Origin of the sequence: Pseudomonas ogarae (assembly GCF_014268695.2) — a bacterium.
GTDB lineage: Bacteria > Pseudomonadota > Gammaproteobacteria > Pseudomonadales > Pseudomonadaceae > Aquipseudomonas > Aquipseudomonas kilonensis.
The window spans coordinates 1,109,563-1,124,520 of record NZ_CP077086.1 but is presented as its reverse complement, the minus strand read 5'-3'; the positions used below and the strand labels follow the sequence as shown (position 1 = coordinate 1,124,520).

Annotated in this window: 8 protein-coding genes and 1 pseudogene; 1 reads left to right on the top strand and 8 read right to left on the bottom strand. The window is 57.9% G+C overall.

Translation table 11 applies throughout. The features are described from left to right. Positions 1 to 46: 46 nt before the first annotated feature. The 8 genes and pseudogenes from HU749_RS04730 to HU749_RS04695 all read right to left on the bottom strand — a co-directional run bounded on the left by HU749_RS04730 (position 47) and on the right by HU749_RS04695 (position 13,903). Positions 47 to 1,081, bottom strand: coding sequence for a hypothetical protein (locus HU749_RS04730; RefSeq protein ID WP_186650488.1), 1,035 nt, complete (start codon positions 1,079 to 1,081; stop codon positions 47 to 49). Between the two features lie 323 nt (positions 1,082 to 1,404). Then, a complete protein-coding gene (locus HU749_RS04725) occupies positions 1,405 to 1,728 on the bottom strand; it encodes a hypothetical protein (protein ID WP_225919127.1) in 324 nt (107 codons plus the stop codon). 145 nt (positions 1,729 to 1,873) lie between these two features. Further along, positions 1,874 to 2,125, bottom strand: a pseudogene (locus HU749_RS29445) (hemagglutinin repeat-containing protein); the annotation flags it as partial. A 145-nt stretch (positions 2,126 to 2,270) separates the two neighbouring features. After that, positions 2,271 to 2,528, bottom strand: a complete 258-nt coding sequence (locus tag HU749_RS04715) for a hypothetical protein (protein WP_186650484.1) — start codon at positions 2,526 to 2,528, stop codon at positions 2,271 to 2,273. Between the two features lie 9 nt (positions 2,529 to 2,537). After that, entirely contained in the window at positions 2,538 to 10,244 is a 7,707-nt protein-coding gene (locus HU749_RS04710; RefSeq protein ID WP_225919126.1) for a two-partner secretion domain-containing protein, read from the bottom strand. Positions 10,245 to 10,268: 24 nt separating this feature from the next. Beyond that, positions 10,269 to 11,975, bottom strand: a complete 1,707-nt coding sequence (locus HU749_RS04705; protein WP_186650481.1) for a ShlB/FhaC/HecB family hemolysin secretion/activation protein — start codon at positions 11,973 to 11,975, stop codon at positions 10,269 to 10,271. A gap of 176 nt (positions 11,976 to 12,151) precedes the next feature. Further along, positions 12,152 to 13,051: a proline iminopeptidase-family hydrolase gene (locus HU749_RS04700; protein ID WP_095962088.1), complete on the bottom strand. Its 900-nt coding sequence runs from the start codon at positions 13,049 to 13,051 to the stop codon at positions 12,152 to 12,154. Positions 13,052 to 13,141: 90 nt separating this feature from the next. Further along, a complete protein-coding gene (locus HU749_RS04695) occupies positions 13,142 to 13,903 on the bottom strand; it encodes a LuxR family transcriptional regulator (RefSeq protein ID WP_003197595.1) in 762 nt (253 codons plus the stop codon). Positions 13,904 to 14,067: 164 nt separating this feature from the next. Here HU749_RS04695 and HU749_RS04690 point away from each other — a divergent pair, with 164 nt between their 5' ends. Beyond that, the gene (locus tag HU749_RS04690) at positions 14,068 to 14,955 is read left to right on the top strand and encodes a proline iminopeptidase-family hydrolase (RefSeq protein ID WP_079302014.1); all 888 of its coding nucleotides are present in this window, start codon (positions 14,068 to 14,070) and stop codon (positions 14,953 to 14,955) included. Positions 14,956 to 14,958 lie beyond the last annotated feature (3 nt).

The window sequence follows — 14,958 nt, the reverse complement described above, 5'->3', positions numbered from 1 at the left end:
ATTATGGAGGACCACATCCTCATATAAACGCATCTCAAATCTTAAGTCAGAAACTGAAACGGTCCTCAAATACTGTCTGCCCCCCTATTCTGACGACACATTGCCGTGCCACCTCGACGGGTACTACCTTGCCTAAAACCGGCATCATGGCCTTGTAGAACACCTTGTCACAGGCTTCATCTTTACTAAACGGTTGGGCTCTGCCCTCAGCGTCCGCAGTAATGTGGCAGCCCGCTACTAAATCAGCTGGCAGGTCTTTAAAGGCGACAGGCTTTTGAGTAGTGCCCGCCTGCGCCTCGATCATTTCATTGCAACCACCGGTTACGGCCCCTTCCTTAACGGTTTTTACAAAAGCAACGCGCTCGTAATCGGTACCGCTGAAAACAGTCTGGTCGTTGACGCTAACGCGATACTGCGAAGGCTGGAGCATGATGGACTTGATGCAAAACTGTGTTGTGACCGGCTGATTATTCACCGAGGCCGTTGCCGACTTGCAGCCCGGGACTGCGTTGGCGAAGCCACCGTTTTGCGCGCTATCTACGACAGGAATACGCTCCTGAGGCTGCGTGATGTCATAGGCATGCAGTTCACAGCCTCCACCTACAAACTGGAGTTCCGCCAGATAAACCTTACCCTTCTCCGGTGTGAAAATGGTGCTGATCGGACCGCAACGATAACCGCGGTTGATACTTTCGCCAGTGGCGTAACCCGATACCTCGAATGGCTGATCGGGATCAGCTTGCACTTCCAACTGAGGGAAATGCTTCAAGGTCGCGCTGTGGGCCGTTTCGTTGAGCTTGGCAATCCAGCCGAACACTTTGCCGCGACCGGAATCCACCACTGTCCCCTGCACATCCATACGCCGGTCTGGGTCCGTCGCTCGCCTGATTGCAAATTCCACAGGGACGACATTGCCCGTCGCTTTCATGATCACCTTGGCGTGCTGGGCGTCTACGGTCACTTTGTTTTGGTGCAGTTGGATGCCGTCGTTGAGCACGGTGGGGGAAGAGTCTCTGACGTTGGATTTACAGCCTGGCAACGTCAGGATCAGGCTCAACATTAGTAGTAATGCTTTCTTCATGAGTAACTCCAAGTACATCCTAAAAAATTATAGATCTGGAGAAAAGTGGACAGATTTTTTTTAAAACCGAGAGAATTCAATAAACTCGCCCCCTCAGCGCCTTATAAAATAAATCCGTCCCCTTTTTCCTTTTTCATTTTTTATAGGTGTATCAGCTGGTTAGTCGTTAAGTAAGTGCCATCTGGGACAAATTTATTTACAAACCGAGCATACCCAACAAGTTTACCCCGTCTGCGCTTACAAAATAAATTCGCCCCCTCTTTTCGGAGCTTGCAATGCCTTGACCGCGTCATCAAGAACAGCTCCAGTTGCTTTTGCACCAGCTAATCAAGCGAGAATGACGAGAAGTAAAACGACAACTTTTTATCCTCAAGATCACTCAACTGATAACGCATTCTATCAAAGCCAGAATCCAGCTTATTAACGTTCATGTGCATCAGCTGAGTTAATCCGCCGCCAAAATCACGGGACGTAAATTGGCAAACATCAATGAATCTGATATTCACGACATCAGCCCCTACCTTTTCAGAGGCCGAAATCGATAGAGATAAATCATAAGCTATCCCGTCAACATCCAACTGAATACTAATTGCATGCAAGCAGTTGTGAGCAACAAGCAATTCATTCAACTCTGGAAGACTAACCACTATTGATCCTCGTCTCTTTCCCATTGGAGCCAAAGCCTGGACCATATTCCTAGGCATGCGTGTGCAAAAGAAGGAAAGGGGACAGATCTATTTATAAACCAAGAAAAGCAATGAGCCTGACCCTCTGCGCCTCACAAAATAAATCTGTCCCCTTTTCAGTCTCTCTGGCGCTGTCGTTCTGAGCGGCACGGATGTTCAGGTTGTTTGCAGCGCGCAGGTCGATGTCACGCTGAGCCTTGACCTGAGTACCTATCAGGTTCAGGTCATTGCTTGCACGCAGATTGACGTCTCGCCCCGCATCAAGGGATGTGACGGTCGAGGTTTGCTGTTCGCTGTCGCCGCTGGCAATGCCATTGCTACCGCCAACACCAATCTTGAAGCCGCCACTGGTACCACCGCGAAAAAGGGGACAGATTTATTTAACACTAAAGCATGGGCATCGCTCTCCGCGCCTTAAATAAATCCGCCCCCTTTTTTTCGTCCCCTTTTTTTCAGCGAGTTGGCCACTCAACTTTGCCCAATCGCCTGTGCCTTTTGTACCATTAGTTCAAACCGCATGCCCTCAGGAAAAACAGCAGCGACATTTTCTGCTCACTATCCGCGTCTGAAGACAAGACATCCCCTAAAGTAACCGTGCCACACTCAAAGTCCAACACAACATCAAAACAGTTGAATTCAAAACTTCTTATGGCGACCTGCGCCCCTGGCCTTAAAGAGTCCTTCACTGCGGCCTCAAGCACCTCTCGAACAGAATCATTAAACTCCTGCTCCAAAAAGGCGCTAAGCAAATCATTACTCATAGCACAATCTCATTTGGGGAATGCCGTATTTATGATTCCATCCCTAATATTTACCTTAAGAACACTGGTTGGCTTTCCAGAAACATCCACACCAATAGTCTTTCCAACGTTGTACTCAACCACATACCCACCCGGACCATTGGGAGTTACCTTCCCATATTGCAAAGCGCGATCAACATAGCTCGAAACATCTTTTACAGATGTCCCAGCAGCAAATTTACTTGTATTGGAGAACCCAGAGTCAGGGCCATGGCGATAGAAGACATGCTCAATGCCTGTCATCAGTCCGCCGGGCTTATAGGTGTTATTTGCCATACCCGTCATCAGCCCGCCTTGCTTATAGGTGTTAGAGCCCCACGACGCCTCAATTTGCCGGGGTGCCGGCAACGCTTTCAAGGGCTCAGTAGCTTTTGCACCGCTTAGAAGCTCATCTGCTGTACCACCCAGATTAGGAGTAGCGCCACCTTTCAAAGCAGAGGAGAGTTCTCCGGATAGTGCCTTACCCCCAACGTGCGCGGCTAGCAGTTCTGCCAGCGACTGAGCAGCCTTATAGCCGAGATCCCCGGTCGGGCTCGCTTCTCCGGGATACTGAGCTGGATCAAATGAAGCGAGAACTCGCTCACCCTCTGCTGAGATATAAGGAGCGTTGGTCTGGTCGAAAGATTCAGCTGCGCTTGCAAACGCGAGAGTTCCCACCGATCCCAAGGCGAATGGTGCCGCGCAACCTACAACGCTTACGCAGGCAGGGGCGGAGCCGACCATACCAATATATGAGAGCGCGCCCGCTCCTGCCTCCACGGCCGCACTCCCCGTCCACCCTAGGTCGTTAATTAACTCATCATGAGCACTGAGGGTGTCGTCTATCCTATCTCCAACGCCATAATCAAACTGTCCTGTGCTTTTAAGTAACGCGAGTTCCTCAGTAAACCCTTGCCCTAGCGTTTCCAGTTTCACGAGGTCATCGTAGTGTTTATCACTCGACGGAACGGACTTACTGCAGTGGGTCAATGCACATGCAGCTGCATCGAGGCGGGCCTTGTTATCGGGGTTGCGTCGACGTTGCTCATCCAATGCAACGGTTTGCATTTCATGCAACGAATGGTTGTACTGCGTAGCGTTCCTCGCCACCCAGGCACCTTTCTCTAGCTTGCTGGCATCTCCATCCGCCTGCGAAGCTGCCGCAAGCAACCCAACCATCTGGGAGCTCATGCTCAGCAGGTTTTGATCACCTTTAACCAGATCGTAGAGATGCCCAACTAGCGCCTCGTTAGCCCCCGCTGCCAAGGCTCCGATTTTGAAATCACTGCCAGTAGCTTCAGCGAGAAGCCCGCCCACCATTGCTTGAATCACAATTTTCTGTGGCGTACCGGTGGCGAACACACCCTTCGTGTAATCGCCCACCGCGTTGAAGCTTGCTGCCGCCAAGGTGTTGAACAGCGCGCTTTTCAACGCATCGCTGGCACTGCCACCCTGCCCGAGCGCCTTGCTCAGCAACATGGAGGTTCCGTTCTGCAACGCTTGATTGGCGGCAAATTGACCGACGCCGCTCCAAGTGCTCAGTGAGCTCGTCGTGCTTACGTTGTCGATTGCCGTATTCGTTTCAGTGCCAGTCCACCCATCAAAATATGCAGCCGTCAGCCCTGCTGTAACGCCAGCGATGGCATACCCCTTCATGGCATCTGAAGAAGTCACGTCCTTGAACACGGCGCCAAGATTGCCGCGATTATTGACAACGCTGACGGTCGCGTTAGTTGCAGCTCCCGCTGCAACGGCGCCTGCCGCGGCTGAAATACCAGCAGCCGTCTCCGCCGTAATTGTCCCGGCGGCAACCATCCCTCCAGTCGCGGTTCCCATTGCGCCTGCCGCTAACGGTCCAACGACCGCTGCCATCACAATCGCAATGATGATCTGCGAAGCCGGCCCCAAGCCGGAGTTGCTGTACTTGAAGCTGTCGTGGATCTCTTTGACTTGACGCCAGTCCACATCACCGCGTTTTTCCGCGTCCTTGAGCCATGCCAATTGCGGATCAGCCTTGACCATCGCATCGATGGATTGGCTGACGGTTTGCTGATTGACCTGGTTGATATCGATCTTCAAACCGTTGACGGCTTTGATCGCAACACTGCCCTCAGCAATAAACTGGCTTTGACGCAAGGTTTCGTCGGTCTTGCCCTTACCCTTGGACGAGACCCAGAACGCGTTGTTGTCAGTCTTCTCGTGGCTCTCCTGATGTAGATCCTTCACGCCTTCGAAGGTAATGGAACCGCTACTGTCCAGCGTGATGTCCTTGCCGCTCTGCAGTTTCGTCACCTGATACAGCTGGTCGCCGCCGCTGACCAATCGCAGGTCGCCCCCGGTAGTGATTTCACTGCCGATGTTTTTCACATCGGTCACTTCATCCCGCTGAGTCTTCTTACTCCCCCAACCACCTTTCTTCTTCATGTCATACAGCGAATAGTCGCGGTTCTGCGCAGCCAGCAGCTCAAGCTTGCCACCCGCCACGAAGTAGGCCTGGTTTGCAGCGTTGACCTTGCTGGCGATCATCGCCAAATCCTGCCCGGCGCTCATTACAACGTTGCGCCCCGCATTAACCGTCGAGGCCACCTGACTGACGTGGTCCTCTTGGCGGGTGACCTTCTTGCTCTTGCCGTAGGAATGCTGCTCATCCGCCGCCGAGGCGAAGGTCAAGTTTCCTTGGGCGGCCATGGCAACGTCGCGCTTGGCATCGATCTGAGTGCCGACAACGGTGAGGTTGCGACCAGCGTTGACGGTCAGGTCGCGGCCGCTGTCGAGGCTGGAGCCGTATTGCTTGATGTCTTGGTCGCGATGCCTGCCGCGAGTGCCGCTGGTGATGCGTTCGGCGGCGATGAGATTGACATCGCGCGTGGCGTTTAGGGTGGTGTCGGCGCCACTTTTCAGCACGCCGCCGACGCTGTTGATGTCACGCCCTGCACTGATGATCAGGTTGTTGCCGGCTTCGATACGTGCGGCGCTGTCGATGAAGTCGGTGCGTTCGCTGCGGTAGCCGCTGTCGCTTTCGTGGGTGGTAACGGTACGCTCGTTAGTCACGTCGCCAGTCAGAGCAACAACACTGACATCCCGCCCAGCAATAACCCCGCCAGCCCGGTTAGTAAGATCCTTACTCGCCAACGCATCCAGCCGACCACCCGCTTCCATCAACCCACTGTTGACCAAGCTGTCGCCCGCCGTCGCCCTCAGGTTGCTGGACGCACGCAAGGTGCCCGCATTGTTCAGGTTCTTACCCGCAATCAGGCTGACGTCTGAGCCCTGAATCAGCGCACCATTCGGCGCCAGACGATTATTGGCCTGGGCCAGATAAAGCACCGGCACCAACACTTGTTGATTATTCACCGTCCGGTTTTCCATCCAGACGATGTCATGGGTCAGGGCCGCAACCTGTTCGGAGGTCAGGCTGACGCCCAGGGACAGGTTGAGACTGTCCTTGCTGGCGATGGCATTGTTCATCAGGTACTTGAACATGCCGTCGTCGGAGTTCTGGCCGTCGAGGAAGCGTTGGCCGGTGCGGGCGATCACCGCCTGTTGGATCAGGCGTTGTTCGTAGAAGCCGTCGCCCAAGCGCTTGGCGGCGACGTCGGGGTCGTAGCCCAGGTTTGTCAGCAGGTAATCGGAGCTCATGAACCGGCGCATGTCGGTCAGCGCCGGGTTGGTCTCGATCAGGTACTTTTGCGGGTTGGCCTGGAACGAACGGTCCGGCAGGCCTCGCACTTGCGTCAGGCCCGTGCTTTGGGTCGGCGTGGTGGAGCCGTCGCCGCTCATGCGGAACAGGCCGTTTTGCCCGGTGGGCAAGTCAAAACCCGGCAAGGCCAGCGGATCGACTTGTTGCTGGGTCAGGCTCGGGGGTAGCTGCCGATTGACGCTGATGCGGGTCGAGAAGGCGTTGTCGGCCTGGGTGTCGGTACGCGGGCCGGCGCCAACGTAGTTGTAGCCGCCACGCACGACGCCGCTGTTGAGGTCGCCCTGGGTAGGAATGTCGACGGCACCACCGGCCTGGATAATCGCAGCATAGGTTTGGCTGTCGGTGGTGGCTGTCTGAGTACGGAACTGCGTCAGCTCACGTTCGGTTCTGCCGATAAAATGGCTCATCGCCGCTTCAAGACCGCTCAGGTCATTGGCGTTGTAGCCTGGGCTCTGCAACCAGTATTTGTTGGTGAAGTCATTGGCGTCTGCGCGCCAGCTACCCGGGCGGCGCGTGCGTTGGGACCTGAAGGTGCGCGAGGTTTCAATCTCGCCGGTCTCGATGCCGATGTTGTTCAGGCTGACGAGGTTGGCGGTCAATGCACCGCCGACGCCGATGCTGCTGCTCCGGTTGGTCAGGGTGTCGCCCTGGATATTCAGGTTGCCGCCGGTGGTGATGCTGGAGGCAGCGCTGGCCGCGGTGACTTCGAACTTGTCGCGCTGGACAATCTGCCAGACGTGGTTTTCCTTGCCACCGCTGCAATCACCGGCGTTGACCCCTTCGATGCAGGCCACTTCCCTGATCGAGGCGGTGTAGATGCCAGCATCGTGGGTGGCCAAGACCTCGCGGACGTTGTCGATGGTGCTGGCCGCCAGGCGCATGTTGCCGTCGCTTTGCAGCGTGCCAGAGCTGTTGAGGATGCGGCTGGCACGGGTGCCGAGGCCGTCGCGATCGATGCTCAGATCACCCAGGCTGTAGATATCGGCATAGCGGTTGGTCAGGCTGTTGATGCGCAGGCTGGTATTGCCGCCGCTGAAGATCAATCCGTGCTCGTTGAGCAGGTCGCCGGTCGATACGCCGAGCGCGCCGGCACTGCCCAACGTGCCGTAGTTGTTGATCGTGGCGGCCGTGACGCTCAGGTCCGCCGCCGAGGTCAGCCGACCGTAGCTGTTGAGGACACCATCGACCACGACGGTTGTGTTGCCACCGCCAGCGATACTGCCGTTTTGCTCCAGATTGATCAGCGCGGCCTTCAGGCCCAAGGTCCCGAGACTGCTCAAGCGACCGTTGCCTGTATAGGCGCCGGTCAGTTGCAGGTCGGTCGCCCCATCGCTGCCGATCAGGCCGTCGACGCGCCAGTTGCTGCCGCGGCCCAACATGCTGTCGGTACTGAGCAGTTGGCCGGTGGCGGTCTGGGTCAACTGGTCGACATTCACGACCAGGTGCCCGGCCTGGATCGCCGTGTTGTTGGTCCAGCGATCAGCCGTCACCGTCAGGTTGCCGTAGGTCACCAGCTGACCGCCGGCCTGCCCCAGGTTGGCCTGGCTGATACCAAACAGTCCCAGGCCGGTGTGCAGCAGCTTGCCACCCACGTTCTGGACGCTGCCGGTGTTGAAGCCCACATCATTACTGGCGGTTTCCAGGGTGCCGTCGTTGTTATCGAACAGGCCATCGATCTTGAACACCGTGGTGCTGTTCTGGCCCAGGGTGCGCAGTTGGCCTTTCTGGTTGCTCAAACTGGCAGCCAGAATATCCAAGCTGTCCTGGCTTTCAATAATGCCGGCGTTGTTGTTCAGCGCACCCGAAAGGTCAAAGTCGATACCACTGGCGCTGACCTGCCCGCCGCCGCTGTTGTCCATGTCCCGGCCAGAGATCCAGACCTTTCCCGTGGCGTATATCCCGCCGTTGCGATTGTTGATATCCGCCGTCGCGTTGGTGACCACGACATCGCCGGCTTGCGCAGCGATGCGTCCGCCGTCGTTGAACAGCCCAGCCAAGGCTCGGATGTTGAGTCCTTGAGCCTGGATCGTGCCGCCCTGGCGGTTCACGTCATAGCCGTTTTTCAGCACACCGGTGGCCCGCGCCTCCAGCGCCGCCTTGACGCTGGACAGCACGCCGCCACGGTTGTCCAGGTTGGTGGCGAAGACACTCAGCTTGGCGTCCTTGGCGATGATGCTGCCGCCCTGGTTATCGATGTCGCCGGATACATCCACGGTGACCAGGCCCTCGCCTTGCAGCGTGCCCTTGGCGTTATTCAGACTGGCAGCATCGAGCTCGACCTCGGCAGTACGGCTGGCGAGCAGGCCTTTTTCGGCGTTGTTGACCGCGCCGGTGGCGCTGACCAGCAACTTGCCATTGGCGGCGACGGTGCCTTTGTTGCTGTTGTCCAGGCTGGCGGTGCGCACGGTCATGACGCCTTGGCTGGATAGCTCGCCGCCCCGGTTATTGATCGCGCCGGTGTTAGTGATGTCGAGGTTCTTGCCGGCCATGACCAGGCCGGTCAGGTTGTCCAGGCTGCCGAGGACCAGGGTCGCGCTGTTCAGGCTCGACAGCTCACCTGCGTTGTTTTCCAGATGGCCCAGGTTGGCCGTCAGCAGGCCCTGGCTATTGATCAGGCCGCCCTGGCTGTTGAGGACTTGATCGGCGCTCAGGTGCAGTTCGGTGTTACCCAGGATCCGGCCTTTATTGCGGTTATCCACAACGTTGCCGGTGACGGTGGTCTTGCCCTGCCCACTGAGCGTGCCGCCCTGGTTATTCAGCACAGCGGTGGTCGTGACATTCAGGTCGCGGCTGGCGATGACGGTTTTGCCGGCGTTGTTCAACTGCTTGGCGGTGAGGGTGACATCACCCGTGGTATTGCGGCTGTTATCGGCGTTGACCCCGGCTTCGATAATGCCGTTGTTGCTCAGTGTGCCACCGCTGTCCAGATGAACGTTGTCGCGGGCTACCAGGTTGTTCTGGCTGGTCAGGTCGCCCTGGGTCTTCACGTCCAGGCGGCTACCGGCGTAAACCTGGCCACGGGTTTCCAGGCTTTTGGCGTCGATGACGATGGCGCCGGCAGCAGCCGTCTGCGCCATGCTCAAATGACCATTGGCATCCAGCTGAATATCCCCCCCACTGGCAACCATCTTGCCGTCCAGCTTCACGCCAACCCCGGCCTCGGTGCCCACCAGTTTGATCGCGCCGGCGTACATACCACCCAACGCCGACGAGTCGATGGCCAGCTCCGGTTTCGCACTGCCATCATCGGCCCGGGCAGTGGCGTTCAGGGTATTGGCATTGACGTCATTGCGCCCAGCCACGATGGTCAGGTTCTTCGCTTGGATCTCGGCGTTGATCTTGGCGCTGCGGGTGATGATTTCGAAGCGGTCGACGTTGTTCGCGTTCAGGCCCGCGCCTTCAATGGCGACGCTGCCCTGGTCCACCTGATAGCGACCCACCTGGCCGTTTTCGATGATCGGCTTGCCCGTGGTCAGGGTCGCCTTCGGGGTGTTGATAAACCCGCAGCCATTGCAGGTGATGCCATAGGGGTTGGCGACGATGACATGGGCCGACTGCCCCGCCACTTCGGTGTAGCCGCGCAATTGGCTGGGGTTGCCGCCGTTGACTTCGTTGAGGATGACCTTCGCGGCGGTGCCCTTGAGGTTCGGGTTGCCAAGGATGATCCCGCCCAGTTGCGTGGACTGGGCGGGTTTGGTGGCGTTGTTGAGGATCACGCCGTTACTGCCGACGTTGTAGTCCTTGAACCGGTTGTGGGACAGGCCGCTGCCGTTGGGCTTGGCGATGTTGACCACCGGCACGCCGTTGCCGGCCTTGCCGAGGCTGGTGCCTGGCGCGCTGACCACGATGCCGTCCGCCTGGGCCCACATCGGCTGCCAGAACATGACGTTTGCCAATAGGAACGCCAGGCCACGCTTGGGCATGCCCCAGAAGGTGTCGCGGGTTTGCAGGGCAGTGGAAGGCTGGCGGGCCAGGAAGGCGTATTGGCGGTCGTCCATGATCAGGTCTCGTTGCAGCAGAAATTAGATAGATACATCCACGCGGAAGTAGATCGGCGCTTCGCGCTCGGTCAGGGCATCCGGACGTTCCAGGGAGTGGGCGAAGGTGACGCTGGCGCTCAGGTGCTCACCGCGGGCGAACAACTCCAGCGAGTTGCTCGACATACGCCCGTGCTGGTCGCCGTTGTAGCGATTGCCGCGAATCACGCCCTGGTCATAACCGAGGCTGGTGCCGTATTCAGCGAACACCGGGCGCATCCACTCCAGTGTCACCGGACGACTCCAACGCAAGTCGTTGCGCCAGTAGCCGCCGCTGTCGCCGGACAATGTCTGGTCCTTGTAGCCGCGAATCGACGACAGGCCGCCCAGGCTCATGCGCTGCGAGCTGAACAACGCATCCTCGCTGCGCTGGCCGGTCATCAGGCTGCTGAAGCTGAAGGACTCGCCGCCCAGTTCAAAGGGTTGCAGGTAGCTGAGGGTGGCGGTGTATTTGCGATAGCGCGCATCCGGCAGCCCGGGGCCAGGGTCGTCATCGCCCTGGGCATCGAGGGCGCCGATGCCCTCTTGCATGCCCAGGTCGAGGTTGACGAAGGCATTGCCAACCCGCCGTCCATGGTTGATGCCGAACTGCGCCTCGCTGATGCGATTGCTACTCCCGGCGATCTTGCTGTCTGAGACGAAGTTGTTGGTACGCAGATAGGCCAGGCCGGTGTTGAGTGAGGTCTTGCTCACCGCGTCGCGATGGACCACCCGCTCCAGGCTCAGTTGGTGGTTCTGGCTGTCGCCACTCTGCTTGAAATTGAAGCCGTTGGCCTGGCCCACAGCGCGGTACTCACTTTCGCTGTAGGTGTAGCTCAGGTTCCACCAGCCAAATGGCAGGTTGTAATAGAGCATGGCGTTGCGCGAGGTTTTCTGGTGATCACTGACGGCATCGTGGCCGCCGCGCAAGGCCAATTGGTCAGCCAGGCCCAGGGGACTGTCCCAGTCCAGGGAGGCGCCCCATTGCTGCTCGCCGGTGCTTTTCTGCCCATCGTTATGCCGTGACAGGCCGGCGCGCCAAGGTTTTTGCGGGGTGTTATTGACCAACACTTCACTGCCGCCGATGTTCTGTCCCGGCGTCAGTTCCATTCGAGCACTGTTGGACGGCAAACGGTTCAGTTGATCGACCATCTGCTCGATCTCACGCAGGTTGAGCAGTGCGCCGGTTTGGCCGGGAAACGCCATCGCCAACTCGCGCTCCGACAGCTTACTGTTCTCGGCACCTTTCAGGCCTTCCAGGCGGCCCTCGACGACCAGCACTTGCAGGTGACCGCTGGACAGGTCCTGTTGCGGCAAGTAGGCGCGACTGGTGACCAGGCCCTTTTCCAAGTAGTAATCGGTGATGACCTTGAGCAACTGGTTAAGCTGCGGCACGCCCAGGCATTGGTTGAGGAAGGGCTTGAGCAGGCGCTGGCGCTCGCTTTCGGAGAGGGCGTCGGCGCCCTTGAGCTCGATGGTCTTGATCGGGAAACAACGGGTATCGACAGGTGCCGTGGGTTGGGCCGGCTTCGCCTCCTTGCCAGGCAGGTCCTTGAGTTCTTCAAGGCGTCGGCGCTGCTCTTGGAGCAGACGGTCCTGGCGTTCACGGATCAGGTCCGTGTCACCGGGGGTTGGCGCGGCGACGGCAATGTTCATCGCCAGAAAACACAGCGACGCGACGACTAGCCTCGTCCCTAAGGCGAATACGGACATGTTCGATCCCTCGATACAGAAATGACAGCAGGCATGCACAGCAATGCGCACACACCAGACCCTGCATATCGCTTTCGGTTCAAGAGAGCGGGAATTTTCCACTCAAAAAAGAGACGCGTCTCACAGGACGCGTCGAAAAACACAACACAACACGACTGCTCGGATTGCGCAGACGCCTACAAACACTCATCCAGGAAACTCACCACCGTTCCCATGCAAGCCATCCGCTCCTCAACATGGGGCATATGGCTGGAGTGTTCGAACAACGCCCAGCGAATGTCGGGAACATGATCCACATAGGGTTTGACCACCAACGGCGTCGCTTCATCGTATCGGCCTGAAATCAACAGGGTCGGCACCTTGATCCGAGACAAGCGATCGGTGATGGACCAGTCCTTCATGCTGCCGATCACATGGAATTCGGTGGGGCCATTCATGGCGTGATAAACAGTGGGATCGGCATCGATCTGGGCAAAGGTACGGGCGACGTCATCGGGCCAGGGCGTGACACGGCAGACATGACGGTCGTAGAAAACCCGAGCGGCCTCCAAATACTCGGTAGACGTCAAGGTTCCAGCCCGCTCGTGCTTGAGCAGTGTTTGCTGCACCTCAATGGGTAGAAGCTGGCGCAAGCGATTGACTTCAAGGAGCCAGGTGGACATGTCCGCCGGGGAGTTGGCGATAATCAACGCGCGCAAGCCCGCCGGTTGGAGCACCGCATGTTCGCTGGCCAACATGCCGCCCCAGGATTGCCCCAACAGTGCATAGTTGTCGCCAATGCCCAGATGATCCAGCAGGTTCGCCAACTCATCGAGAAAGAGCGCCACGTTCCAGAACGAGGGGTCTTTTTCCGGAAGATGGGTGGAACGCCCATTGCCCAGTTGGTCGTAATGAATCACCGGATAGCCACTGTTGGCAATATCCTTGAAGGCATCGACATAATCGTGTGTACAGCCCGGGCCGCCATGGAGGATCAGCAGCGGCGTACGGCCACTGCTGAAATCGCCAGTGATGCGATACCAGGTTTGATACGGACCAAAAGGCGCAAAGCCTTCGTGCGTTACGGGAAGATCCATTTCGTGCCGCTCCCTAGGAATCCTGCGGCACACGATACCGGGGACTGGCCGGCGGAATAACTAGAGAAACAGATAGGTTTTTGCCCGATTTCAGCTATCGAGCAACCGATAATGCACCGCCCTGACCACGGCCTGGACCCGATTCCTGGCGCCGAGCTTGTGCATTGCAGACGTCAGGTGGAGGGTGATGGTGGCCAAGGAACGATTCAGTTGCCTGGCGATGTCCGCCGCCGTCAACCCTTCAGCGGCCAATCTCAAGCACTCACGCTCGCGTTTGGTCAGGCGAACCGGGCATGCGCGGGCTTCCTTGCCGAGCAGCGGAAAAGCCGCCTCTTGCAGGGCATGGGAAATCAGGCTGAAGTCGCCCAGGGTTTGCCGGACATCCTGCAGGGTGCTCCCCTTCGTATCGGCGCGTAGCCCGGTCAATGTCGCAAAGCCACCTTTGGGCAAATGCATCGGCACCGTCACGCCACAGGTCATGCGCGAATCCTGCAGGTAACTCACGACTGGTGCATGACTCTGGCCGATGAACGGCTGCAGCACTGTGTCGGCCTCCGGTCGATAGGACCAGACAAAAGGAGAAATGGCATTGATTGCCAGATGCTGGACAGGGTCGATCTGGTAATAACCTTCTTCACACCAGAGCGAGTGCCAATCACGGGGGGTATTGCGCAACTTCAGCACAGTCGGGGTGATCAGTGCCCCATCATGATCCAGCGGCACCGGACTGTAGTCGTACACCAAGGCTTCAAAGCCTAGCGCCTGGACCATCCCCAGGGTGTTGTCCATCTGTTCGTCCAGGCTCCTGCCAGACAAAAGACGGGTATTGAAGTCAGACAGCTTGGCCTGCATCCATTCGGCTCCCTTATTAATTTCAATCCTGAAATCGTGCAAGTAGAATGCCACGCCTGAGCGAGGGAATGCCAGATCAAACCTATAAGAATTGCTAGCTTATGGGCGCGTAGCTTCCTCGGTAAGGTTTAGCCAACGGGCGGTACCTGAGCAGGAGAGCAATGATGTGGCGTGAGATCGAGCCAGACCAGCGGTACGACGTGGAAGTCGATGGTCATCACCTGGTGGCCTATGGCTTTGGCGACGGCGACGAAGTGCTGTTGTGCCTCAATGGCGGCCCGGGATTGCCTTGCGATTATCTGCGTGACAGCCATGGCTGGCTCAAGGAAAAGGGCTTGCGGGTCATCGCTTTCGATCAGTTGGGGACCGGCGCCTCGGCCAGGCCTACTGACGAATCCCTGTGGGACATCACCCGCTATGTTGCGGAGGTAGAGACCGTCCGCCAAGCCCTCGACCTGGGCAAGGTGCACCTGCTGGGGCACTCCTGGGGTGGCTGGCTGGCGATCGAGTACGCCATTCATCATCCCCAAGCGCTGAAAACCCTGATCCTGGAAAATACCGCCGGCGATATCCCCCACCTGTCCCTGGAGCTCGAACGTCTGCGGGCTGCCCTGGGCAGTGAGACCGTCGCGATGATGCAGCGCCATGAAGCCTTGGGCACCCTGGATCATCCGCAATACCAGGCGGCCATCACCCTGCTCAACTATCGCCATGTCTGCCGTCTGGACGAGTGGCCAGCGCCGGTGACACGTTCCCTGGGCGACTGGAACATGGGGCCTTACATGACCATGCAGGGCCCCAACGAATTTCTCTATACCGGCAATCTCAAGGACTGGAATCGCATCGAGCAGATGGCCAGCTTCGAAATGCCTGTGCTGATCACCACCGGTCAACATGATGAACTGACGCCAGCCTGTGCAATGCGCATGAAAATGGCGCTCAAGGATGTACAACTGAATGTGTTCCCCAACAGCAGCCACATGCCGTTCTACGAAGAGCCCCACGCCTATTTCCCAGTCCTGCTGGATTTTCTGCAACGCCATCGGAACTAGCCC